This window comes from Pseudoalteromonas sp. APM04 (assembly GCF_022809815.1).
In the GTDB taxonomy this organism is placed as follows: Bacteria; Pseudomonadota; Gammaproteobacteria; order Enterobacterales; family Alteromonadaceae; genus Pseudoalteromonas; species Pseudoalteromonas marina.
The window spans coordinates 1,245,613-1,269,405 of record NZ_CP094441.1 but is presented as its reverse complement, the minus strand read 5'-3'; the positions used below and the strand labels follow the sequence as shown (position 1 = coordinate 1,269,405).

Here is a 23,793-nt window from a genome sequence, read left to right as displayed (position 1 = left end):
GTGCTTACATTACGTGTTTTGTTATGTAATTAGATCACAGCCGCCCGACAAAATTGGGCTTTTTTAACTATCGTATAGACTTTGATAGTCGCTTATAACTTTTTGATAATAAAGCTCATCTTTATTGAGCATTTTATTATAATGATTTAACAGTCGTTGAATGTAAGCCGTATGCTGTTTATTATTTAAGTCCCACATGGCATCACCTGTTTTACTTACCGTTTGGTTGCTTTTAAAGCTAACCTCTATGAGTTCGTATATACGGTTTTTATCGCTTATGATGTGCTCACTATGCAAACCCAAATTAAGCGTGTGTAAACCACTGCGCAGTAAATAGGTGTGGTGAATTGGGCATAAAATAAATCGCACATGCTTTACAGACTCTGGCGAGTTGTTAGCTATTATTTGCTGCACTAAACGCAGCGCTAGCTCACCACCTATACCCGCTATAACCACTACCTGATTTGCTACATCATCAAGCTTTATACTTCCAACGTCCTGACACAAGACCTGCCATTCAGGCTTTTTATCACCAGGCGTCCTTAATTTTTTGTTACGTGTAAGCGTTGCCTCAAGGTCGGCCATGACATTGGATAAAATATCAACAAATATGACTTTATCCGCAGCTGAGCGCTTTAACAAAGCCATTCCCAAATAGCCATGATCGCAGCAGCAATCCCAAATAGTGTTTTGCTGGCGAGTGATCAGCGCATCAATCGCAGCCAGTCGTTTACTGAGCTTCATTTAATCAGGCGAATGTGACATTTTATAGACAAGCGCTTTTAAACTTTTATCACTGTCTATTTCAATAAAGCGTGCGGTAGGTGCAAGGCGCTCTACAAATTCAATCGCACCTTGTGTGTGCTCAGCAATAAGTGCTTTAAATGCATCCTCAGTTAGCTCGGGGCTATTTGCGCATAAAAGCAATTTAGTTGTTTGATTAAGTAACTCAGGGAGCCTACGAAGCACTTTTTGGTAATCTTTAGTTAAAATAAAGCTACCTTTTTGAAAACTTGGGGGGTCAACAATAATCAGATCAAACGGGGCCGCTTTTTTTAATTTACCAAACGACTTTAAAATATCGTGAGGTAAGTAACTCACGCCTTTGTCAAAGCCATTTAACTGATGGTTTTGCTTACCTACTTTGAGTACTCCTTTGCTCATATCCATATTCATTACGTGATCAGCGCCGCCCTGCATTGCTGCTAACGAAAAGCCGCACGTGTACGAAAATAAATTAAGTACTTTGCCATGCTTACTATTCGCCATTACAAACTCACGGCCGCTTCGCATATCTGGAAAAATCCCCGTGTTTTGGCGGCTTTGCAAATCAACTAAAAAGCGAATTCCGTTTTCGGTTACTGTATGCGGGTTAGGAAGCGCTCCAAACATAACGGTATTTTGGCTTTGTACACCTGCGCGCTGCTGATAAACAAGCGAGGTAATTAACTCTGGGTAATGCGCTTGCGCCCACTGCCAAAGTGTTTCGGTTAGCTGATTAAGCGTGTTGTCGTCTATTTCATCGTAAGAAACTAAAAATAAGCTGGGCGGGTAAAAATCTAAATTTAAATGGCTTAATGCCTCAATACTATGGCCTCGCCCGTGAAAAACACGACACAGTTCGTTACTTAAAATAGGGGCACTCTCAAGTGCCGTGATAAGAGGCGTAAAATTTATAGTCATTTTTTAATTAATCAACTGTTGTTGTAGTTCGTGTATTTCGTCGCGCACAGAGCCCGCCTTCTCAAATTCTAAATTACTCGCATACGCGTGCATTTTAGTTTCAAGCTGCTTGATTTGCGTTGCAATTTCTTTCGCGCTCAGCACCTTTTTAGACTCTTTACGAATAAGTTGTAGGTTATCTTTAGGGCCAGCTTCTTCACCTACATCCATCACATCAAGAATCTTCTTGGCTAAAGCACGTGGCTCTATGCCGTTATCTATATTGTATTGATGTTGAATCTCGCGCCTGCGGCTTGTTTCATCTATCGCTTTTGCCATAGATTTAGTCACTTTATCGCCATATAAAATAGCACGGCCATCTAAGTGACGCGCGGCACGACCAATAGTTTGAATAAGCGAGCGCGTTGAACGTAAAAAGCCTTCTTTGTCGGCATCCAGTATCGCAACCAGCGCCACTTCAGGCATATCCAAACCTTCTCTTAGTAAGTTAATGCCTACTAGCACGTCAAACACCCCTGCGCGTAAATCACGAATTATCTCTACGCGCTCTACAGTATCTATGTCTGAATGCAAATAACGTACTTTTACGCCGTGTTCACTTAGGTAGTCGGTTAAATCTTCAGACATACGTTTAGTAAGCGTAGTCACTAATACGCGCTCACCTTTTTCAACACATTGGTATATTTCTGATAATAAATCATCAACTTGGTCGCCAACAGGCCTTACTTCTATAAGCGGGTCTAAAAGTCCTGTTGGACGAATAATTTGCTCTGCAACTTCCCCGCCACTGCGCTCCATTTCAAAGTCGCCAGGCGTTGCCGATACATAAATGGTTTGCGGAGCAATGGCTTCAAACTCTTCAAACCTAAGTGGGCGATTATCCATGGCTGAGGGCATTCTAAAACCATATTCTACAAGGTTTTCTTTACGGCTTCTGTCACCTTTGTACATGGCACCAATTTGCGATACCGTTACATGAGATTCATCAATAATCATTAATGCGTCATCAGGCAGGTAATCAAGTAATGTTGGTGGCGGATCGCCAGGAGTTCGCCCCGATAAATATCGACTGTAGTTTTCTATTCCCGAGCAATAACCCAATTCGGTCATCATTTCTATATCGTACTGAGTGCGCTGCGCAATACGCTGCTCTTCTACCAATTTATTGGCACTGAGTAATTGAGCTCTTCTATCTTTTAGTTCTATTTTAATATTTTCGATTGCGCCTAGAATTTTTTCTCGCGGAGTTACATAGTGCGTTTTAGGATAAATAGTGGCACGCACAATATGTTTTTCAACAGCACCTGTCAGCGGATCAAAAATACTCAAGCGCTCTATTTCGTCGTCAAACATTTCTACCCGCACTGCGTATGTTTCTGACTCTGCCGGGAATATGTCGACCACTTCGCCGCGAACTCGGTAAGTACCTCGGCTAAACTCTATGTCGTTACGGGTATATTGTATTTCGGCTAAGCGGCGAAGCATGTCACGCTGGTCAACTTTTTCGCCTACTTTTAAAAGCAACATCATTTTCATGTATGACTGGGGGTCACCCAAACCATAAATAGCCGAAACCGATGCAACAATAATGGTATCCCGGCGTTCAAGTAGCGCTTTGGTAGCACTTAAACGCATTTGTTCTATGTGCTCATTTATTGAAGCATCTTTTTCGATAAACGTATCACTCGATACAACATAGGCCTCTGGTTGGTAATAGTCGTAATAAGAAACAAAATATTCAACGGCATTTTTAGGAAAAAACTCTTTCATTTCACCATAAAGCTGCGCAGCCAACGTTTTATTGTGGGCCATAATAATTGTTGGGCGATTTAAGTCGCTAATAATATTAGCCATGGTAAAGGTTTTACCCGTACCTGTAGCCCCTAACAATGTTTGATGAGCAAGCCCGGCCTCTAAACCTTCGCACAACTGCTTTATTGCGGTGGGTTGATCCCCTGCTGGTTTAAACTGTGATTTTAACTGAAAATGATCACTCAACTATTGCACTCCTGTAACGACTGACTGCTCAAAGACTCAAGCTCTTTTATAAACCATTTATACGCTACCAATGCGGTAAATAAATTACCGACAGCAGCACCTATAAATAATCCCGTTAACCCTGCAAAATGACTACCTAAATAAGCAAACGGAACATAGAAAACAAACAACCGAATAATACTTAAAAACAGCGCGTTCATTGGTTTATGCAAAGCATTAAACGATGAGTTCGATAATATGATCACACCTTGCAGGCCATAACTAAGTGGAATGATATAAATAAAAAGTTTAATTACATCTATTACCGCTTGCTCTTTACCAAATAACTGACTTATAACGCCAGAAAAAATAATCAGTAAAATATAAATTATGAACTGCCAAACCATGACGAACTTCAAGGTACCTATGTATGCATCTTTCACTCTACATAACTTTCCAGCCCCAAAATTTTGACTAACAAATGGAGGGAGTGTCATTGATAAGGCAAGCACTAAAATACTTGCAATAGACTCTATTCTGCTACCAACACCAAACGCGGCAACAGCCTCAGGGCCATGATTAGCAACAAGTGCAGTCATAACTGCCATTGCAACAGGCGTGAGCATAATAGCACCTGCAGCAGGTACACCTATTTTTAAGATTTTTCGGATTGCCCCCACAACCGTTTGTGAGCCCGCTTTTAAGCTAAGTAGTCGCTTTTTTACAGTTAATATATATAAAATAATCACAACTGCTACAGCCCAAGCTATTACACTTGCAATCGCAGCTCCTTGAATACCCATAGCAGGTATAGGGCCAAAACCAAATATCAGCATTGGGTCAAGTAATGCATTTATTAGCCCAGCCCCTCCCATTACAATACTTGGCGTTTTAGTATCGCCACTGGCACGTAATACGGAGTTACCAATCATTGGTGTGATCAAAAATACACTGCCAATAAACCAAATATTCATGTAGTCATGAATTAACGGAAGCACCTGCTGTCCTGCCCCCAATAATGTAAATACAGGGTCAATAAGTAGATAACCAATAAGCGATAACGCAAGCACCAATACAACAGCCACCATTATAGAGATGCTGGCGTCAAATCGGGCTTCATCTATTTTGTTACTGCCTAATGCTTTTGCAATGACAGCTGAAGTACCTATTCCTAACCCTATAGCCAAACTAATGACTGTAAATGTAACAGGGAATGTAAAGCTCACTGCCGCAAGGGGCTCAGTACCTAACAAACTAATAAAAAAGGTATCAACAATATTAAACATCATTAACATGATCATGCCAAAAATCATTGGAACAGTCATGGTTTTCAACGTGGGCAAGATGGGATCGTTTAGTAAATCTGGGCGAGTCTTGGTATTTTGTGTTACGCGCATGAAATAAATAGCCTCTTTTACTGAGTTGATTATTTTAAAGCATCAGGGCAATTCAAGCCACGGATTTATCAATAGATTTAATGCAATAAAACTGCTTAAAGTGCGCCTTGGAAGTAAACATTGCTTTTTAAACGGTTTTGTTAAAACAGCGGCTTAACGCGTCAAAAAACAATTAAGACACATAATTGTTACTTTTATTACAAAACACACGCGTTACCTGATGCTTTTTTGCACAAATCTCCTTTTTGATTTATCGTAACGAAAAATTCCACTCATCGTCTCACACATAATAAAACAAAAACCTTAAGTCATTGTTTTTAAATGAAATAAAAATAATGATTTAAAAGCTTGAAATCGTTGTAGCACTCTAAATTACTGGTGCTGCTGATGTTCTTAAAGTTTCATAAACAGAGTTATCCACAGAAACCGTGGATAACTCATTGCACCCCGCATTTATAAAGGGTTTAAGAGAGATACATTTTTACTACTAACTTAAAAAGTGATGAGATTTGCTTTTATATTGTTTATAACCTTTGCAAACCTATTTCATCAGGTTAGTAAATTTTATTTGCAATGTGATTATTAAGCTAACCTGTTTTTAGCATTTATAATTGCAAGTTATTGATTGTATTATTTATGAGCACCTTTGCTTTTACTTGCGTATATGGTTAGGTGCTAAAATTACAAACGTTTAAAAAGCATACGCTTTAGATTTTATTACTTAGGATTAAAAATACCCTAACGTCAGGTTTTTGAGTATAAATAGCTAAAACGAAGAGTCAGTACTTTTAAATTTTGTGTTTTACACAGACCAAATCATTTCAAAGTCGTATTTTATTTACTCAATTGGCTATAGCAAACGATCACTTAGCGCTAGTTTACCACTGATGGTTTTATTGAAAGGCCAATAAAATGGTTTCAAATAAAGCTATAAAACACGCAGATTGCACATAAAAACAACGAATAAACCTCTTTTTTTAATTTATGACTTTTATATGTTGACACTTTGCAGCGCGGTCATTAATATTTCGCCCCGTTGAAAGGCAAGACGCTTCCCCCTTAGCTCAGTTGGTTAGAGCGACGGACTGTTAATCCGCAGGTCCCCCGTTCGAGTCGGGGAGGGGGAGCCAAGCTTTTTAACCATAAACGATTCCCCCTTAGCTCAGTTGGTTAGAGCGACGGACTGTTAATCCGCAGGTCCCCCGTTCGAGTCGGGGAGGGGGAGCCAAGTTTATGTATATGATGTAGTTCCCCCTTAGCTCAGTTGGTTAGAGCGACGGACTGTTAATCCGCAGGTCCCCCGTTCGAGTCGGGGAGGGGGAGCCAATATCATACAAGTCAAAATTTAGTTCCCCCTTAGCTCAGTTGGTTAGAGCGACGGACTGTTAATCCGCAGGTCCCCCGTTCGAGTCGGGGAGGGGGAGCCAATTCTCAACAATTCCATAGACATTTACTACTATTTCCACTACCCTTCTACTCTAGAACTAAAACATTGAAAAAAAACTAATAAATGTTGCATTTAGTTAAATAATCAAGGACTTGATTCCTTTCCTCTGTAATATCAAAAAGATTGAAAAAATGGCTGGATTTAAAAAACTTATTTTAATACAAATAATATCTTGGTTATTGTGTGTTGCAGCAGGAAGCTACTTCATTTCAGTGGGCTTTGATAACGCGGTGAGCGAAGCACAAAAAAGTGCTCAAGTAACCGTTAGTAAGTATATAAATGAGCTGTCTATAGACGATATTTCTGCAGAAAATTTAAAAAAATCAATTGCAAACGGCAATACCTTTTCAAACTTCACGCTTAGAGATTATCAAGGCGCGGAAGTTTTTAGTGTTAGTTCGTCTGAAGAGTTGCCAGCATTCGCCGAGTTTATTCAGTCTCAATTTAACTCTATACGTCCTCAATTTGCTGTCAACGATGCAGCAGATGTAAAAGTAGAATTTACGCTAAACATTCAACAACTAGCTTCGCAGCTACAAACGGCCCTTTTCATAGTAATACTTATATCAGCGGTGTTGGTGATCATTCCTATCATTTTACTTAAGTCAATTTTTTACCAGCTGAACAAAAATATCAGCACTACGGTATCTGACATCATTGATATATATATTAACCAAAACCAAATTGATGACGATCTACAAACTGCACTCGATGGTTCTAGTCTCAAAAAGCTGGGGAAAGATTTAGTTCCAAGCTTTAACCGGTTATCGCACTTTTTAAAATCTAAAAGTCAAGATATACAAAATGCAGCAATGAGCATTAAACAAGAAGCCTATAAAGACGTTATCACTTCTTTAGGTAACCGAAATATGTTTGTTGAATATTATGAAAAGCATATCGAGAACTGCGAGCAAAGTACGTTTGGCTCGTTAGCTATGGTGCGCTGTAGTGAGTTACAAGCAATTAATCAAAGCCGTGGCTACCAAAAAGGTGACGAGTACGTAAGGGGTGTTGCTGATATAATTAAACACTTGAGCGGCACTTATACTGGCAGCCAATTGTTTAGACTAAACAGCTCTGACTTTGCTGTTATTTTACCGCATACACCGCTTAAAGAAGCTGAGCGTTTTGGTGAAAACTTACAGTCCCGCTTTACTCAATATCAACAAAACCAAGAATTAAGCTCTGTGGCTAATACCGGCATTGTGGGTTACGAAAAAGGTAAACCATTAGGCGAGCTGCTTTCGGTGGTTGATAACGCGATGAGTATGGCTCAGTCTAAGCAAACTAACGCATGGCACGTACAACGCGAAACCGATTTAGTTAACAATGTAAGCGCAGGCTTTGGTAACCAAAACTGGCGTAAAGTAATAAACGAAGTTATTGAATCAAAGCGCGTGCATTTAGTAATGCAAAATATTATGCCTTTGGGTAAAAGCATTAAGGCATACGCCGAGATACAGGTTAGGTTTAAAACCGAAGATAACCAAATGCTCCCTACTGCATCGTTTTTAGCCATGGCTGAAAAACTCGATATGGCAATAGAAATTGACCGCCTTATTATTGACTCATCGCTTGAAAAAGTGAAAAGCCGTAACTTATCCGAGAAATTCTTTGGCTTAAATGTAACGGCCTCAAGTGCACATAACGATCAGTTTGTAATTTGGCTAGAGCGTCGCCTATTAAAAGATACCCATATCGCATCTAAACTCGTTTTCGAAGTAAGTGAGTTTGGTTTACAACAAAATATTAAAGCCAGTAAACGCTTTATTGATATGATTCACCGAGTAGGTGCACGTATTACCGTTGAGCGATTTGGTGTCGGTTTAACATCATTCAAGTTTTTCCGTGATTTAAAACCCGATTTTATAAAAATGGATGCCAGTTACACTCGCGGTTTAGAAGACGATAAAAATAATCAATACTTTATGCGTCTAATGGTAGATCTAGCACACAGGATTGGCGTGAGTGTATTTGCCGAAGGTGTAGAGAGCCAAGAAGAAAAACACATAATAGAAACCTTGTGCTTAGATGGCGTTCAAGGCTACTACATCGAAAAGCCGAAAGATATTTAACCCCCTATTTTAAAAAAGAGCACTCGTTGCTCTTTTTTTGTTTGTGCCCTTCCCCTTTATTTAGCGCTACGGTGATCACTGCCCCCCTCAAATTAGTATGATTAAAGTCATCATGTTAAAGAAAAAAGTATGTCTAACTCATAGGTCTATTACATCATTATTACTGTTAGTTAATTTAATAATGTTTATTTAAATGATAATCACTGCACATGTTGTTAATCAGAGCAGAAAAAAGGATAATACACGGGACTTTAAAAGCGCGAGGCTCGCATGACTGAATATGTATTGTTATTGATTGGAACCGTTCTAGTTAATAACTTTGTGTTAGTACAATTTTTAGGCTTATGTCCGTTTATGGGTGTATCAGGAAAACTTGATACAGCAATCGGCATGTCTTTAGCTACCACCTTTGTACTTACGCTTGCTTCAGTAACTAGTTACTTGGTTAATCAGTATATTTTAATCCCTTTGGATATAGAATTTTTACGCACCATGAGCTTTATTTTAGTTATTGCCGTTGTAGTGCAATTTACAGAAATGGTGGTACGTAAAACAAGCCCTACACTCTACCGTTTATTGGGTATATTTTTACCACTTATCACTACAAACTGTGCAGTACTAGGTGTTGCTTTACTTAATATAAAAGAAGACCACTCGTTTTTACAATCAGCAGTGTATGGTTTTGGTGCTGCGGTTGGCTTTTCATTAGTGCTCGTACTATTTGCAGCGCTGCGCGAACGCCTTGCTGCTGCTGATGTTCCAACGCCTTTTAAAGGTGCCTCTATTGCTATGATAACCGCCGGCCTTATGTCTATGGCGTTTATGGGTTTTACCGGATTAGTGAAATTTTAATATGACCTTGTTTTATGCCTTAATTGCGCTTGGCTCACTCGCGCTGGTTTTTGGGTTAATTTTAGGCTTTGCTGCAATACGCTTTCGCGTAGAAAGTAACCCCATTGTTGAACAAATCGATACCATTTTACCGCAAACGCAATGTGGTCAATGTGGTTACCCAGGCTGTCGCCCCTATGCAGAAGCAATTGCCAATGGGGATGAAATTAATAAGTGCCCGCCTGGTGGTGAAGCCACCATGAAAAAGCTTGCTGGCCTGATGGGCGTTGATGAGAAACCCCTTGCCGGTGGAGAGCAAGCCGAGCCAATTAAAACCGTTGCATACATACGCGAAGACGAATGTATTGGCTGTACCAAATGTATTCAAGCCTGCCCTGTAGATGCCATTGTAGGTGCTACTCGCCAAATGCATACTGTTTTAATAGACGAATGCACAGGTTGTGATTTATGCGTTGAGCCCTGCCCTGTAGATTGTATTGATATGCTACCGGTTGCTGAAACAAAACAAAACTGGAAATGGCAGTTAGATGCTATTCCTGTTACACAAATAGATTAGAGGTTTGAGTGGAAAAGTTACTTGAACAAATACAAAAAGGTACTGTTTGGCAATTTCCTGGCGGCGTGCATCCTCCACAGCAAAAATCACTTTCTAACGGTGCAAATATTGCTCGCCTTCCACTACCTGACAAACTTGTAGTTGCGCTAAAACAACACATTGGCGCTAATGGTAAATTACTTGTAGAAAAAGGCCAACGCGTACTTAAAGGTCAAGCCCTAACTAAACCCGTTGCTAACTGGTCTGTACCAGTACATGCTCCTAGTTCGGGTGTTATTACAGAAATAGCGCCAAAGCCCTCGGCTCACCCGTCTGCACTGCCAGAGCTAAGTGTTGTTATTGAGCCTGATGGAAAAGACGAGTGGTGCACACTTAACCCAATAAGTGAGCCAAAAACACTAAGCCATACTGAGTTAGTTGATATAATTCATCAAGCGGGTATCAGTGGCATGGGTGGCGCTGGTTTTCCAACTTATATCAAGGCCGATACACAGCAAAAAATAGACTTCTTTATTGTCAATGCTGTGGAATGTGAACCCTATATAACCGCTGACGACACACTAATGCGTGAGCACGCTGCTGAAATTATCCAAGGCATCGAATTAATGCAGCAACTTTTAGACCCAACAATTTGTATTGTGGGCATAGAAGACAATAAGCCAGAAGCTATTGCTGCAATGACTAAAGCGGCTGAACATAACAACAAAATTATTGTTCAAACCGTGCCAACAGTTTATCCCTCAGGTGGCGAAAAACAACTAATAAAATTGCTGACTAATCGTGAAGTACCCAGCATGGGAATTCCTGCTGATATTGGTGTACTCATGCACAATACAGGTACCCTTTATGCCGTGCAACAAGCTGTTTACGAAGGGAAACCTCTTATAGAGCGAGTGGTTACAGTAACGGGTAACACTATACACAAACCAGGTAATGTATGGGCTTTATTAGGTACAGAAATCAAACACCTGCTCGACTGCCAAGGGTTTTCGCCAGTACCACAACAACGTGTTGTAATGGGTGGCCCAATGATGGGCTTTACATTGCCCACCGTACGGATTGGTGTAATTAAAACAACTAACTGTATTTTAGCCCCTGATCATAAAGAGCTTGCAGAGCCAGGACCTGAAAAAGCCTGTATACGCTGTAGTGCGTGTGCAGACGCGTGCCCGGCTTCGTTACTACCGCAACAATTACAGTGGTTTGCAAAATCTAAAGAGTACGACAAACTCCAAGAACATAACCTGTTTGATTGTATTGAATGTGGTGCCTGTGCGTATGTGTGCCCAAGCGAAATCCCACTTGTGCAATATTACCGAGTGGCTAAAGTTGAAATAAAAGAACAACAAGCTGAAAAAATAAAAGCAGATAGAGCTAAAGAACGCTTTGATGCGCGCAAGGAGCGTTTAGAGCGTGAACAAGAAGAGCGTAAAAATCGTCATAAGCGCAAGGCACCAACTAAGTCTGATGATGAAAAGCAAAAAGTAGCGGATGCCCTTGCCCGTGTTAAAAACAAATCGAACGATGGGAATGAAAAGTCAGCCGTTGCTGCTGCAATAGCTCGCGCAAAAGCCAAAAAACTTGAAGGCCAAAATACAGAGATTGAGCCAGATAATAGTGAAGTCGCTAAAGAGCGTGCACTGCGCAAAGAGCAAGCTCGCAAATATAAAGAGCAAAAAGAGCTTTCTGAAGACGCTACAACCCCTGACGACAAAAAATCCGCAGTCGCTGCCGCAATTGCTCGCGCTAAAGCTAAAAAGGCAGCGCAAGCACAAGGTGCTCAAACTAATACAGATGATGCCAATACTGCACCAGCTGATGATAAAAAATCAGCAGTAGCCGCTGCAATTGCTCGTGCTAAAGCTAAAAAGGCAGCGCAAGCACAAGGTGCTCAAGCTAATACAGATGATGCCGATACAGCAGCGCCTACTGATGATAAAAAAGCGGCTGTAGCCGCCGCGATTGCACGCGCTAAAGCTAAAAAATCAGCTCAAGCACAAGGGGCTCAAGCAAATACAGATGATGCCGATACAGCAGCGCCTAATGATGACAAAAAAGCGGCCGTAGCCGCCGCAATTGCACGTGCTAAAGCTAAAAAGGCAGCGCAAGCACAAGGTGCTCAAGCTAATATAGGTGATGCCGATACAACAGCATCTACTGATGATAAAAAAGCGGCTGTAGCCGCTGCAATTGCTCGTGCTAAAGCTAAAAAAGCCGCTAAAGAAGCTGATAAAATAGAACAATTGGACGAATCGAACAGTACTGTAGAACAAGCAGACAATGTTAAATCTGAAAGCTCAGAAGCAGACTCACCAGCAGAGAACAAAAAAGCGGCTGTAACGGCTGCTATTGCCCGTGCTAAAGCTAAAAAAGCGGCAAAAGAAGCTGATAAAATAGAACAATTGGACGAATCGAACAGTACTATAGAACAAGCAGACAATGTTAAATCTGAAAGCTCAGAAGCAGACTCACCAGCAGAGAACAAAAAAGCGCCTGTAACGGCTGCTATTGCCCGTGCTAAAGCTAAAAAAGCGGCAAAAGAGGCGCAGCAAACACAAAGCGATGAAGATACTGATCAAGTGGCGATAACTGAGCCTGAAACGCCAAGTGAAGCTACCCCAGAACAAACCGCCGCCGAAAAGAAAAAAGCTGCAGTGGCCGCCGCTATTGCTCGCGCCAAAGCCAAAAAGTTACAAAAAGAAGGAAATGATCAGTCATGAAATTAACCATGGCCAGTTCGCCGCATAATCATAGCCATAAATCGCTAACACGATTAATGCTAACCGTTATTGCTGCGTGTATTCCTGGGCTCATTGCTCAAGTTTTCTTTTTTGGTACAGGCGTAATTATTCAACTCGCCCTTGCTTTTGTGGCTGTCACAGCTTTTGAAGCAGCAGTAATGCTAATACGTAAGCGCCCTGTTTGGCCTGCATTAAGTGATGGCAGTGCATGGTTAACCGCGGTGTTACTTGCCTTGAGCATCCCACCATTTGCACCGTGGTGGATTGTTATTATTGGTTGTTTATTTTCCATAGTGATTGTAAAGCAGCTTTATGGTGGCTTAGGTTTTAACCTATTTAACCCCGCTATGGCAGCTTATGTTTTGCTACTGGTATCGTTCCCTGTGCAAATGACTGCGTGGTTACCTGTTACAGATCTAGCAAGTAACCCTATTGGCTTTACAGAACAATTACGGCTTATTTTTACGGACTTTACCTCTACTGGTTATAGCTTAGATCAAGTACGTGCTGGTGTTGATGGCACTACAATGGCAACGCCACTAGACACTATCAAAACAGATGTAGCTCATGGTTTAACAGTGAGCGAAAGCATGCAAAAGCCTATTTTTAACGAATGGGCAGGCCAAGGTTGGATGTGGGTTAACCTTGGTTTTTTAGCTGGCGGGTTGTATTTACTAAAAGAAAAAGTAATTAACTGGCATATTCCTGTCAGTTTTATTGGTAGCTTAGCATTATGCAGTGCTATTGGTTACATAGCGGCACCGGGCACAGAGCCGGGTACTGTATTCCACTTGCTAAGTGGCGCAACTATGATGGGCGCATTTTTTATTGCAACCGACCCAGTCTCGGCCTCAACCACAAATAAAGGTCGCTTGATTTACGGCGCACTAATTGGGTTATTTGTTTATTTAATTCGTACCTTTGGTGGCTTTCCTGATGCGGTTGCCTTTGCAGTACTATTGCTAAATATTGCAGTACCACTTATTGACTACTACACACAGCCACGAACTTATGGCCATGGAGCAGTAAAATGATTGTTTCATCTATGGCAAAAAACGGCGCTATTTTAACTGCGTTTGCCCTTGTAACTACTGGGCTAGTGGCAACTATTGATGCATTAACGGCGGATAAAATTGCAGAGCAAGAGCAACTATACTTAACATCACAATTGCACGAAGTACTTGACCCTAATACCTACGACAATGACTTGTCGAAAGACTGTATCGTTATTACAGATGAGCGACTAGGACCATATAATTCGCAAGTTATCTACCGTGCACGAAAAAATAACCAACCAGTCGCCCTTGTTGTTAGGCACGTAACACCAAACGGTTACAGTGGCGATATAAAGCTTTTAACCGCCATATTACGCGATGGAACTGTAGCGGGTGTGCGAACCACTAAACACGAAGAAACACCAGGGTTAGGCGACAAGATAGAAATTAAAAAGTCATCATGGATCACCATATTTAAAGGCTTAACGGTTCACAGTGAAGACGATAACCGCTGGGCTGTGAAAAAGGATGGCGGCCAATTTGATCAGTTCACTGGGGCAACAATTACGCCTCGTGCAGTTGTAAATTCAGTTAAAAACGCCGTATTATTTGCACAAAATGAGTTTGATACTATTTTTAAAGCCCCAAATAGCCAGTGTGAAGAGGTAAGCCAATGAGTGAATTAAAAACACTGTACAAAGAGGGGATGTGGGTAAACAACCCTGCTCTTGTTCAACTTTTAGGGCTTTGTCCGTTGCTTGCTGTGACATCGACTGTTACAAACGCACTGGGCTTGGGCCTTGCAACACTTTTGGTATTAATCGGATCAAATGTAAGCGTATCTATTGTACGAAACTGGGTACCAAAAGATATACGTATTCCCGTTTTTGTAATGATCATTGCTGGGTTTGTAACCATTGTTCAATTACTGATGAACGCCTACACATTTGGACTTTATCAATCGCTGGGCATATTTATTCCACTAATTGTAACTAACTGCGCCATTATAGGCCGCGCCGAAGCTTACGCCTCAAAAAATCCAATTCATTTATCTGCCTTTGACGGATTAATGATGGGACTTGGATTTATGCTTGTACTCGTTGTACTGGGTGCAATGCGAGAACTCATTGGCCAAGGTACGTTATTCGATAGCGCCGATTTATTACTGGGTCCGTGGGCACAAAATTTACGCATTGAAGTGTTTAGCTTTGACAATCAGTTTTTGCTTGCTATTTTACCACCTGGCGCATTTTTAGGGCTTGGGTTGCTCATAGCCGCTAAAAATGTGATTGATGCACAAATAAAATCAAAACAAATTGCACCGCCAGAAGCCGAAAAAGGCCCTCGTGCACGTGTTACCAGTTTAACTTAAGGGGAAACGTACTGCTTTTTAAGTAATTACGTTTAAGTTATATGAATAAAGAAAAACGCTACCAAATACTTACACGCTTGCGCGATAACAACCCAAACCCAGAAACGGAGCTTGAATATTCAAGCCCGTTCGAGTTACTTGTTGCTGTTACATTGTCGGCGCAAGCCACTGATGTTGGTGTTAATAAAGCAACCCGAAAACTATTCCCTGTTGCTAATACACCACAAGCCATTTTAGATATAGGCCACGATAAACTCCGTGATTATATAAAAACCATAGGCTTATTTAATTCTAAAGCTGCCAACGTTTATAAAATGTGCCAAATATTGGTAGATAAACATGACAGCATCGTACCTGAAAACCGCGAAGCCCTAGAAGCCCTACCCGGCGTAGGTCGAAAAACAGCAAATGTGGTACTCAACACCGCCTTCGGCTGGCTAAAGGATAATGAAGGTAGATACTTTTTAGCAGTAGATACTCACATCCAACGTCTTGCAAACCGTTCGGGTTACGCTAAAGGTAAAACTGTTGAGCAGACAGAACAGGCCATAATTAAAAATACGCCAAATAAAAAAGAGTTTATGTTTAACCTCCATCATTGGTTTATTTTACATGGGCGCTATACGTGTACAGCGAGAAAACCAAAATGTGGAAGCTGTATAATCGAGGATTTGTGTGACTATAAAGAGAAAACTGAGTCATAGCTAAGAGTAGTTACTTTTTAGTTAGTATAAACCTTTTAACAGCCACATTTTTTAGTTTCCATTTAATAAGTTGGCTATTTGGTTCTCATATGAGCCTTTATTAGGCCAGCACCAGTTAAATTGAAAATTTGCGTTAACCTAAGAATAATTTGAATTTAAGCAAGGTGTTGCAATTAGATTATGATTTATTAATTAGAGCCCAGCTTAAAACTAAAATTTAAATACAGAATTCATTGGAAGCTATTTCTGGTTTGTGCCAAAAGCAGCCCTTGAGTGACTTAGTGATAAAGGCTGCAATGATACGATTGCTGACATTTCACTATTTCTTTTTATGCCTTCTCATTGCCATTAATAGACTGTCATTTAGCTATCGCAACAACTTTGACCTTCTTGAATTGGCGGGCATTTCACTGTTCCATAAGAGCAATATACGCAACAATCGCCTTTCAAAGGCTTTAGGAGAACTTTGCAAGATTCACATTCATAATACCACTGGCAAGCGTTGGTTGGCATTTCTTCAGTTTTACTGAAGCCACACTCAGGGCAAGTAATGGTAGAATTTAACTCTATACTTTGCATGTTTGCTCCTTCAAAGGTTTAACAATGTCTAATACGGACATTACAATCATCAAACAAATACCTACATAAAACAAATAAGTGCTCCATTCGTATTGCCATAGTGGATAGAGGGTTAACAAAACCGCTATAGGGCCAATAACCCCAAGAATACCTCTCGCATGATTTTGGTTTTTATACCAGTTATACAAATTTACCAACAATGCCAGAGTTGCAAATATAGGTAACAAGGTATTTACAGCAATTCCCTCAAAGTGAGAGAGAAAGCCTAATCCTAATGCTGATGCTAACGAGCCGAGTGCGGGGAAGCACCCCGTACAACTAAGAGCCGCAAGCCAAACACCACCTGAGCTAACTTTATCTAAAATCTTATTAATCATTTTTAACGTCTAACATTATTTGAATGATTTGAGTATGAACTCCGTAGGTAGGTACGGAGTCAATACTATTTTAGCGAATCGATTATTGGGCAGTGGGATTGATCGTTATTGTTGCGGCATGAATTAGTCATTTCTTTTATGACGACTTCTAAGCGTTGAAGGTCAGCTATCTTATTTTGAATTACGTTCAATTTCAGCAAGCCTAGGGATTCTACTTTGGCACAATCGCCATCCATTGACATCAATGAAGCCACTTCTTTTAGAGTAAAGCCAAGTGCTTTGGCCTTACAGATGAATTGTAATTGTTTGGTGATTGAGTCGTCATAGACACGATAACCATTTTGAGGTTTTTGAGGCTGTTTTATCAAGCCTTCCCGCTCATAAAACCGTATAGTTTCTACGCCTATATCAAGTTCTTTAGCCAACTTGCCTATTGTTTTCATCGTCCAACCATAAAATCAACTTTAATCATGACATTAGTATATCAATACGAAGTAAAATTGCTCGAACTACAATGACTGGTTTTCGCTCTTTTGAGGCATTCGCCTCAACACGTTTTGGGGCAAAGGTGAGTTATATTGATAAATCGTCGATGGACATAAATGAGTTAGAGCCGAAGGACGGCTCTGTGCCCAGACTGTGTAAAAACTAATTTTTAATAAATTGTCTTGGGTATGTTCTTAGTTTGAAACCATTTAAGATGGTTGCGATCGATTTTTTCTCAGTATCGCAATTTTCTCCGCGCGAGCGAAACTGCTATGGCAACGCTACTCTAATTGCTTTACTTAGGCCGTTAACTCCCATAATTGTTATCATTCTTCTGAAGTTGTAAGCTAGGACATGAAGACTTATTTCTGTCCCCACGCTTTTTAAACCTCGTGTTAGTAAGTGGGTAGCTCCCATCCAGAGTTTAATTGTGCCAAAGGGGTGCTCAACAGTTTGCTTTCGATGAAGCATCAATTCAGGTTGATTCTTTAGCTTTTGAAGCATTTCTTCTGTCAGAATCTCATGCACCCACCGCCTTATTCGCCTAGGGTCTTTTTTAGAGTTAGTGCACTGACTTCTTATTTTACAATCTCGACAAGCAATGTGATTGAAGTAAACATCAAGGTATTTACCTTGCTCAAATACCTGCATTCGATTTTGAAGTTCATTACCAGCGGGGCATAAGTAAATATCTTTATTTGCATCGTATTTGAAAAGTGAGCGGTTAAATATCCCTTTCTTTTCAGAGGACGATGTATCCGTCTTGGGCATGATTGGCTCTGCACCCAAATCGATAGTGTCTTTTATATCAGGCTGACTGAAGTAACCTTTATCTGCTAATACCCGTATATCTTTCTTGCGCAATGCTTCTTGTGCGAGTTTCGTCATTGACGCAAGCTGGCCTCTATCTGGCACGTTGGTCACGTCATGCGCCACTATGAGGTGATGCTTGGTATCAACCGCACTTTGTACGTTATAACTCACAACTCTTGTAAAACCTTGAGTTTTCATTAAACGTGAATCAGGATCAGTAGTGGATATTTGCTTATCAGGATGAGCTTCAACTTGTTCTTTAATCTCGTATAGTTTTTTTAACTGGCTGCGAAAGTCAGCTAGTCTCTCTTTTGTGGCTTTAATTTTTGTGACGTTAGCTTGCTCTTTATCGGCTTCATCAAGTAATTCAAGATAACGTTCAATGTTCTTTTCGACTCGGTCGATGTGAAATTTAACTTTGCTTGGCGTAAAATTATTGCCTTTGTTGTTGCTAGCTTTAAACTTACTACCATCGATGGCAACAACGGGTTTCTCAAACATATTCAGGCGACGACAGACTTCAACAAACGTTTTGCATACATTTTTTATACCGCCTCCGTTGTCTTTTCTAAAATCAGCAATCGTTTTAAAGTCGGGTGCCAACTTACCAAGTAGCCACATCAGTTCAATATTGCGTTGGCATTCGGTTTCTAATCGGCGGGATGATTGAATACGGTTGAGGTAACCATAAAGATAAAGCTTTAATAGTGTGGCTGGATGATACTTAGGGCGGCCTGTGGACTTTAAGGTTAATCCTTTAAACCCCAATTCAGCTAGATTTAGTTCCTCAATGAAAACATCAATTACTCTGACCGTATTATCTTCACTGACGTAGTCTTCCAACGATTCTGGAAATAACGTTGATTGGTTACGATCTTCACCGCTTATAAACTTTGACATATTGCCTCAACCCTCGACTGAATCAATAGTCTTATTATATAAATATCAGTATATTAAGTGAACTAAATGTATAGATTAATCGATCATAAGCAGCAGATACTTAGACCAAAAGGTGATCAGAGTTTTCACACAGTCTGTGCCATAAGCCGACCTTGAGACACATAAAGATTAAGACTGCAAAGATACGAAAGCGGAAGTTAGCTTTGGCCTGTTTAACGACAAATATTCCGACAAAGCAGTCATGACTATTAGTTTATTGTTAAATCTAATCTTTCTTTTCGTTCATCTACTCAATAACCCCACGCTAAACGTGACTTTAGCGTGGGGTTAGAGTTCACAGTCATTTTATCTGGATAGCTCTTTTATTTTTTTCTCTGAAAACCAGCGATATAAAACAGGTAAAACAAATAATGTTAACAGTGTTGCAGTTACCAAGCCGCCAACAATAACACTCGCTAAGGGGCGCTGTATTTCTGCACCAACACCATTAGACATTAACATCGGTATCAAACCTAAAGCTGATGTTATAGCAGTCATAAGTACAGGTCTTAATCTTGAAGTAGCGCCTTCAAAAACGGCTTTAGATGCTTCTAGACCGTCTTTAATACGTTGGTTGATACTTTCTACCATAACGACCCCATTCAATACCGCTACACCAAATAAGGTAATAAAGCCAACGGAGCTTGGTACAGACAAGTATTGTCCAGATAAATATAAGGAGAAAACTCCGCCAATTACAGCAAGCGGCACGTTGACCAATATCAGCATAGCTTGACCAACAGAACCAAAGGCAAAGTAAAGTAGTAGTGCGATTAGTGCTAACGATAAAGGTACAACTATAGCTAACCTATTTTGAGCACGTTTTTGACTTTCGAACTGGCCGCCAATCGAAACAGAATAACCTGAAGGTAAGTCAACCTTTTCAGCAATTACCGTTCTGATATCGGCAACCACGCTTCCCATATCTCGATTTTGTACATTTGCTTGGATAACGACTCTTCGTTGTACATCATCGCGTCTAACTTGTGGTGGGCCTGACTCAAATGAGACTGAGGCTACGTCACCCAGTCGCACCCAAGCACCAGTAGGTGATTGAAGCCGAATATCAGCAATAGCTTCTTTGTTACTTCGGTACTCTTCCTCTATGCGAACGTAAATATCATAACGTTCATTACCATTGATTATTTGTCCGGCTTCAACACCACCAATACCATCACGCACAACCTCCATTATGTCACTCACAGACAATCCAAAGCGCGATAGTTCTTGCCTGTTAGGACTTATCACCAATTGCGCTTCACCAGCAATTTGCTCCAATGCAACATCCCTTGCACCTTCAATGTTTTTAATTGCTGTTTCTATTTCTTGACCTTTAGCCGCCAGTACCTCAAGTTCAGGCCCAAACAACTTTATCGCCAACTGAGCCTTAACACCAGATAGTAGCTCATCGACACGAGTCGCAATAGGTTGAGAAAAGTTGAGTAGCAACCCAGGGAATTCTTCTAAAGATCTCTCCATTTTTCCTTGAAGTTCATATCGATTAGATGCACTGGTCCACTCAGAAACAGGCTTCAACCCTATGTAAATTTCGATGTTATTCACAGGCTCTGGGTCTCCACCTATTTCTGCTCGACCAATTCGGCTTAATGCATAGGTTACTTCAGGGAAAGCCATTAGTTTTTCTTCTAGAATTGGTGCCACAGTGAGCGCGGTATCTAAACTGGAAGAAGGTGCAAGCGTTGCTCTTAAGTTTATCGTCCCTTCTTCTAACTCAGGTACAAATTCAGTACCAATTAATGGAACTAATGCAAAGGCAGAGAAAACTAATATAAGTGCGGCTGAAATGACTAATTTGGTGCGTTTTAGTGCGAATGTAAGCCCTTTTCTGTAGAGTTTGTCTAATGGCCTAAGAACAAAGCTTTCCCTCTCTTTTACACCTGACTTAAATAAATAAGTAGCTAAAGCGGGTACAACAAACAACGCAACCACAATAGCAGATATAACAGCTAAAATGATGCTTATTGCCATAGGTTGAAATAACTTTGCCTCAACACCTTCAAAGCTAAATAAAGGCGTAAATACGACTAAAATAATAGAAGCTGCAAAAAATACGGGACGAGCCACTTCTTTACCCGCATTTTGAAGACGTAACTTAATACCATGCTCATCTTGTTCTACATCATGTGGATCAGTATCAGCACTAGGCACTCTTTCTTTTACAGTTTTTAAATGGGTAGAGTCTGGTCTATTTAAATGCTTAAACATGTTTTCAACCATCACGACTGAACCATCAACTAGCATACCAATGGCTACGGCAATGCCACCCAATGACATAAGGTTTGCAGAAATGCCCCACCAAGCCATGATCATTAACGCGATACCAATTGAAATTGGAATAGATATTAGGACAAGGAAGGTTGCACGTATATTCATTAAAAATAGTGCTAATACAATACAGATGAAAATAAATGCTAGTAATAGTGCATCAACTACTGTATCAACGGCTTTTTCAATCAAATCAGCCTGATCATAAAATGGTTCAAAGCGAACACCTTTAGGCAATGCTTGATTAATTAATGGGATTCTTGCATTGATACCATCAATGGTGGCTTTAGTATTAGACCCCATGCGTTTTAAGACAATGCCAGAGACAACTTCACCTAAATTTTCGACTTTACCGTCTTCGGTTTTGCGCGTCATTGTGACAGCACCTTGACGAATTTCACTGCCCATTTCAACTTTAGCAATATCCGAAACCGTCACAACTGTCCCATCAACTGTTTTGACGGGAACTTGTTTGATATTACTAATACCAGCGTCACCACTTTCAAACCAACCTGCACCTCTAATAACAAGCTGCTCTTGCCCACGGTTCATATACCATCCGCCAACATTGGCATTGTTGTTATCTAGGGCACCAACAACGTCTTCTTGCGTTAGGTTATAAGAAAGAAGCTTAGATGGATCTACATTTACTTGGTACTGCCTAACAATACCTCCAAAGGAGAGTACATCAGTAACACCATCGACAGGCATAACGAGTAATTTTACTACCCAATCATTGAGACTCCTGAGTGCCATAGCATCATAGCCTGCATCTTTATCTGAAATAAGAAGGTACTGAAATACTTGGCCTAGCCCTGAGGTGTTTGGCCCCATTTCGGGTGTGCCGACACCTTCTGGTATCAGTTCTTTTGCGGCTTGAAGACGCTCAAATACGAGTTGTCTTGCAAAGTAAATGTCGGTGCCTTCTTTGAAAACAACCGTGACGCCAGACAAGCCTGTTTTAGAAATTGAGCGCACTTGTTCTACATTAGGTAAGGCATACATGACCGCTTCAATGGGGTACGTAATGAGTTGTTCAACTTCTTCAGCAGCTAGTCCTGGCGCTTCAGTATTTACAGCAACTTGAACATTAGTAACATCAGGAAAGGCATCTAAATTTAGTTTTGGTATAACCATAATTGCGCCGACAATTGTGGCAAACAGCGCAATCAAAATCAGGAGTCTATTATTAACAGACCAATCTATTATTTTATTAAACATAGTCTTACTCCTTAGTGGTTATGCGGATCAAATCCGCCTTTAGCGATTTCAGAAGCAACAAAAAATGCGCCTTTGGTTACAATTCGCGTCCCACTATCAAGGCCAATGATTTCCCTAAAATCACCTAAGGCTCGGCCTAGTTCTACTTCTACAGCTTTAAATTCTCCAGGTTGGTCTTCGACAAATACGGCCCAATCACCATCTGCTCTGCGGATCAATGCTTCTTCTGGCACAGCCATCACTTTCTGCTTTGTGGCAAACTGAAAGTAAACTTTTACAAACATACCTGAATGAAGGTTATCATCAGCATTCTGTACCCCCAATCTAATAATTCTTGTACGAGTTACGGGATCAATTGTATGGGCTTCTTGGATAACTTTGGCATTGTAACTCTGGCCTTCTAATTTAAGTACCGCAGGAGAATCAATTGATAAATTTAGCTTTTTATTTGGAGAAACTTTTGCTTCAACCCATAGTTGTTTTTCATCAGCTAACAACATGACTGAATCCCCAGCATCAACACGTTGCCCTTGGATAAAGTCGTCTTGAAGCACGACACCTTCACGGTGCGCCGTTAATGCATATTGTCCAAATGCTTTAATGTCTTTGTTAGAAATACCATTTATTGCTTTTTCAGTTAACCCTAAAGCAATGAGCTTGCCATAGCTCGCATTGTATGTTGTTTCAGCTTGTAATAATCGACTTTCACTCACCGTCTTATTACCCAGCTTTTTTACACGTTGCCATTCGGTTGAAGCGATTAAATAGTCAGCTTGTGCTTGTGCCATTGCTTCACTAAATAATGTAACTAACTTCTGACCTATTTCTACATACTCGCCAAGCGCTGCATGGCGACTGATAATGACTGACTCTGTACGTGGTGATACCACATAACTTTTATAGCCATTAGCTTTTATTTCGCCAGGTGCATATACGGAGCTAAATTGATATTCAGGCTTAACACTTTCCACTTTAATGTTAGCAAGCGACATCTTCTTTGGATCAATAGTGATACCTTCTTCATGTTCTTCTTCTCCCTCTCTATTACCACCTTCATGGCCGTGCTCGTCATGGTCACCTTTATCTTCTTCATGTCCCTTTTCGTGTTCATGCTCATCTTGATGTTCTTTTTCTTCTTGTTTCGAAACGTTTTTGACAGAACCAGTTCCATCTGACGACTGTGCAAAAGCATCATGATTTGTAGTAAACCCAACTAACAGGCTGCTAATTACTACGGCTAAAAATTTTTTACTAATTACTGTATTCATTTTTGTAACCTATATTTTTAATAAA

18 protein-coding genes and 4 tRNA genes are annotated in these 23,793 nt (G+C 40.5%); 12 read left to right on the top strand and 10 right to left on the bottom strand.

From position 1 onward, the window contains the following. Window positions 1-63: 63 nt before the first annotated feature. From MTP24_RS06035 to MTP24_RS06020, 4 genes are read right to left on the bottom strand one after another with little or no spacing between them, the layout of a single operon-like run. Window positions 64-744, bottom strand: coding sequence for a tRNA (adenine(22)-N(1))-methyltransferase TrmK (locus tag MTP24_RS06035; protein ID WP_243533222.1), 681 nt, complete (start codon window positions 742-744; stop codon window positions 64-66). Next, window positions 745-1,683 carry a class I SAM-dependent methyltransferase gene (locus MTP24_RS06030; RefSeq protein ID WP_243533220.1) on the bottom strand — a complete coding sequence of 313 codons (939 nt, stop codon included), beginning with the start codon at window positions 1,681-1,683 and terminating at the stop codon, window positions 745-747. A 3-nt stretch (window positions 1,684-1,686) separates the two neighbouring features. Next, window positions 1,687-3,681, bottom strand: coding sequence for an excinuclease ABC subunit UvrB (gene uvrB / locus MTP24_RS06025; RefSeq protein WP_138740311.1), 1,995 nt, complete (start codon window positions 3,679-3,681; stop codon window positions 1,687-1,689). After that, window positions 3,678-5,057: an MATE family efflux transporter gene (locus MTP24_RS06020; protein WP_243533218.1), complete on the bottom strand. Its 1,380-nt coding sequence runs from the start codon at window positions 5,055-5,057 to the stop codon at window positions 3,678-3,680. The genes uvrB and MTP24_RS06020 overlap by 4 nt, the downstream gene beginning before the upstream one ends. Window positions 5,058-6,110: 1,053 nt before the next feature. Between MTP24_RS06020 and MTP24_RS06015 the strand changes: the two genes are divergently transcribed. The 12 genes from MTP24_RS06015 (at window position 6,111) to nth (ending at window position 15,799) form a co-directional block, all read left to right on the top strand. Further along, a tRNA-Asn gene (locus tag MTP24_RS06015) sits at window positions 6,111-6,187 on the top strand. A gap of 21 nt (window positions 6,188-6,208) precedes the next feature. Next, window positions 6,209-6,285 (top strand) — tRNA-Asn (locus MTP24_RS06010). Window positions 6,286-6,306: 21 nt separating this feature from the next. Beyond that, window positions 6,307-6,383, top strand: a tRNA-Asn gene (locus MTP24_RS06005). Window positions 6,384-6,407: 24 nt separating this feature from the next. Beyond that, a tRNA-Asn gene (locus MTP24_RS06000) sits at window positions 6,408-6,484 on the top strand. 151 nt (window positions 6,485-6,635) lie between these two features. After that, the gene (locus MTP24_RS05995) at window positions 6,636-8,579 is read left to right on the top strand and encodes a GGDEF domain-containing protein (protein ID WP_243533216.1); all 1,944 of its coding nucleotides are present in this window, start codon (window positions 6,636-6,638) and stop codon (window positions 8,577-8,579) included. A gap of 270 nt (window positions 8,580-8,849) precedes the next feature. Next, window positions 8,850-9,431: an electron transport complex subunit RsxA gene (gene rsxA / locus MTP24_RS05990; RefSeq protein ID WP_008134172.1), complete on the top strand. Its 582-nt coding sequence runs from the start codon at window positions 8,850-8,852 to the stop codon at window positions 9,429-9,431. A gap of 1 nt (window position 9,432) precedes the next feature. Beyond that, window positions 9,433-9,987: an electron transport complex subunit RsxB gene (gene rsxB, locus MTP24_RS05985; protein WP_006794774.1), complete on the top strand. Its 555-nt coding sequence runs from the start codon at window positions 9,433-9,435 to the stop codon at window positions 9,985-9,987. A gap of 8 nt (window positions 9,988-9,995) precedes the next feature. Then, window positions 9,996-12,707, top strand: coding sequence for an electron transport complex subunit RsxC (gene rsxC, locus MTP24_RS05980; protein ID WP_243533213.1), 2,712 nt, complete (start codon window positions 9,996-9,998; stop codon window positions 12,705-12,707). Beyond that, entirely contained in the window at window positions 12,704-13,762 is a 1,059-nt protein-coding gene (rsxD, locus tag MTP24_RS05975) for an electron transport complex subunit RsxD (RefSeq protein ID WP_243533210.1), read from the top strand. Before rsxC ends, rsxD begins: the two co-directional genes overlap by 4 nt. Next, window positions 13,759-14,400: an electron transport complex subunit RsxG gene (gene rsxG / locus MTP24_RS05970; RefSeq protein WP_243533208.1), complete on the top strand. Its 642-nt coding sequence runs from the start codon at window positions 13,759-13,761 to the stop codon at window positions 14,398-14,400. Before rsxD ends, rsxG begins: the two co-directional genes overlap by 4 nt. Beyond that, complete coding sequence (locus tag MTP24_RS05965; protein WP_243533206.1) at window positions 14,397-15,095, top strand: electron transport complex subunit E; 699 nt, start codon at window positions 14,397-14,399, stop codon at window positions 15,093-15,095. The genes rsxG and MTP24_RS05965 overlap by 4 nt, the downstream gene beginning before the upstream one ends. Window positions 15,096-15,136: 41 nt before the next feature. After that, the gene (gene nth / locus MTP24_RS05960; protein ID WP_010557532.1) at window positions 15,137-15,799 is read left to right on the top strand and encodes an endonuclease III; all 663 of its coding nucleotides are present in this window, start codon (window positions 15,137-15,139) and stop codon (window positions 15,797-15,799) included. A gap of 363 nt (window positions 15,800-16,162) precedes the next feature. Here nth and MTP24_RS05955 read toward each other — a convergent pair whose 3' ends face one another. The 6 genes from MTP24_RS05955 to MTP24_RS05930 form a co-directional block, all read right to left on the bottom strand. Continuing rightward, complete coding sequence (locus tag MTP24_RS05955) at window positions 16,163-16,378, bottom strand: GDCCVxC domain-containing (seleno)protein (RefSeq protein ID WP_076916053.1); 216 nt, start codon at window positions 16,376-16,378, stop codon at window positions 16,163-16,165. After that, the gene (gene merC, locus MTP24_RS05950; RefSeq protein ID WP_024601094.1) at window positions 16,366-16,755 is read right to left on the bottom strand and encodes an organomercurial transporter MerC; all 390 of its coding nucleotides are present in this window, start codon (window positions 16,753-16,755) and stop codon (window positions 16,366-16,368) included. Before merC ends, MTP24_RS05955 begins: the two co-directional genes overlap by 13 nt. Window positions 16,756-16,820: 65 nt before the next feature. After that, on the bottom strand, window positions 16,821-17,198 hold the full coding sequence (locus MTP24_RS05945; RefSeq protein ID WP_010557530.1) for a MerR family transcriptional regulator: 378 nt from the start codon (window positions 17,196-17,198) through the stop codon (window positions 16,821-16,823). A gap of 313 nt (window positions 17,199-17,511) precedes the next feature. Then, complete coding sequence (locus MTP24_RS05940) at window positions 17,512-18,954, bottom strand: IS1182 family transposase (protein WP_202819450.1); 1,443 nt, start codon at window positions 18,952-18,954, stop codon at window positions 17,512-17,514. A 345-nt stretch (window positions 18,955-19,299) separates the two neighbouring features. Then, window positions 19,300-22,500: a CusA/CzcA family heavy metal efflux RND transporter gene (locus tag MTP24_RS05935; protein WP_243533203.1), complete on the bottom strand. Its 3,201-nt coding sequence runs from the start codon at window positions 22,498-22,500 to the stop codon at window positions 19,300-19,302. 11 nt (window positions 22,501-22,511) lie between these two features. Continuing rightward, window positions 22,512-23,768, bottom strand: coding sequence for an efflux RND transporter periplasmic adaptor subunit (locus MTP24_RS05930; protein WP_243533201.1), 1,257 nt, complete (start codon window positions 23,766-23,768; stop codon window positions 22,512-22,514). Between the last annotated feature and the right edge of the window lie 25 nt (window positions 23,769-23,793).

Excerpts from the sequence above, each read along its gene's own strand:
- MTP24_RS05995 (WP_243533216.1), top strand. The coding sequence starts at position 6,636 with ATGGCTGGATTTAAAAAACTTATTTTAATACAAATAATATCTTGGTTA.
- merC (WP_024601094.1), bottom strand. The coding sequence starts at position 16,755 with ATGATTAATAAGATTTTAGATAAAGTTAGCTCAGGTGGTGTTTGGCTT.
- MTP24_RS05930 (WP_243533201.1), bottom strand. The coding sequence starts at position 23,768 with ATGAATACAGTAATTAGTAAAAAATTTTTAGCCGTAGTAATTAGCAGC.
- MTP24_RS05935 (WP_243533203.1), bottom strand. The coding sequence starts at position 22,500 with ATGTTTAATAAAATAATAGATTGGTCTGTTAATAATAGACTCCTGATT.
- rsxB (WP_006794774.1), top strand. The coding sequence starts at position 9,433 with ATGACCTTGTTTTATGCCTTAATTGCGCTTGGCTCACTCGCGCTGGTT.
- nth (WP_010557532.1), top strand. The coding sequence starts at position 15,137 with ATGAATAAAGAAAAACGCTACCAAATACTTACACGCTTGCGCGATAAC.
- rsxA (WP_008134172.1), top strand. The coding sequence starts at position 8,850 with ATGACTGAATATGTATTGTTATTGATTGGAACCGTTCTAGTTAATAAC.
- MTP24_RS06020 (WP_243533218.1), bottom strand. The coding sequence starts at position 5,057 with ATGCGCGTAACACAAAATACCAAGACTCGCCCAGATTTACTAAACGAT.
- MTP24_RS05940 (WP_202819450.1), bottom strand. The coding sequence starts at position 18,954 with ATGTCAAAGTTTATAAGCGGTGAAGATCGTAACCAATCAACGTTATTT.
- MTP24_RS06030 (WP_243533220.1), bottom strand. The coding sequence starts at position 1,683 with ATGACTATAAATTTTACGCCTCTTATCACGGCACTTGAGAGTGCCCCT.
- rsxD (WP_243533210.1), top strand. The coding sequence starts at position 12,704 with ATGAAATTAACCATGGCCAGTTCGCCGCATAATCATAGCCATAAATCG.
- MTP24_RS05945 (WP_010557530.1), bottom strand. The coding sequence starts at position 17,198 with ATGAAAACAATAGGCAAGTTGGCTAAAGAACTTGATATAGGCGTAGAA.
- rsxG (WP_243533208.1), top strand. The coding sequence starts at position 13,759 with ATGATTGTTTCATCTATGGCAAAAAACGGCGCTATTTTAACTGCGTTT.
- MTP24_RS05955 (WP_076916053.1), bottom strand. The coding sequence starts at position 16,378 with ATGCAAAGTATAGAGTTAAATTCTACCATTACTTGCCCTGAGTGTGGC.
- MTP24_RS05965 (WP_243533206.1), top strand. The coding sequence starts at position 14,397 with ATGAGTGAATTAAAAACACTGTACAAAGAGGGGATGTGGGTAAACAAC.
- MTP24_RS06035 (WP_243533222.1), bottom strand. The coding sequence starts at position 744 with ATGAAGCTCAGTAAACGACTGGCTGCGATTGATGCGCTGATCACTCGC.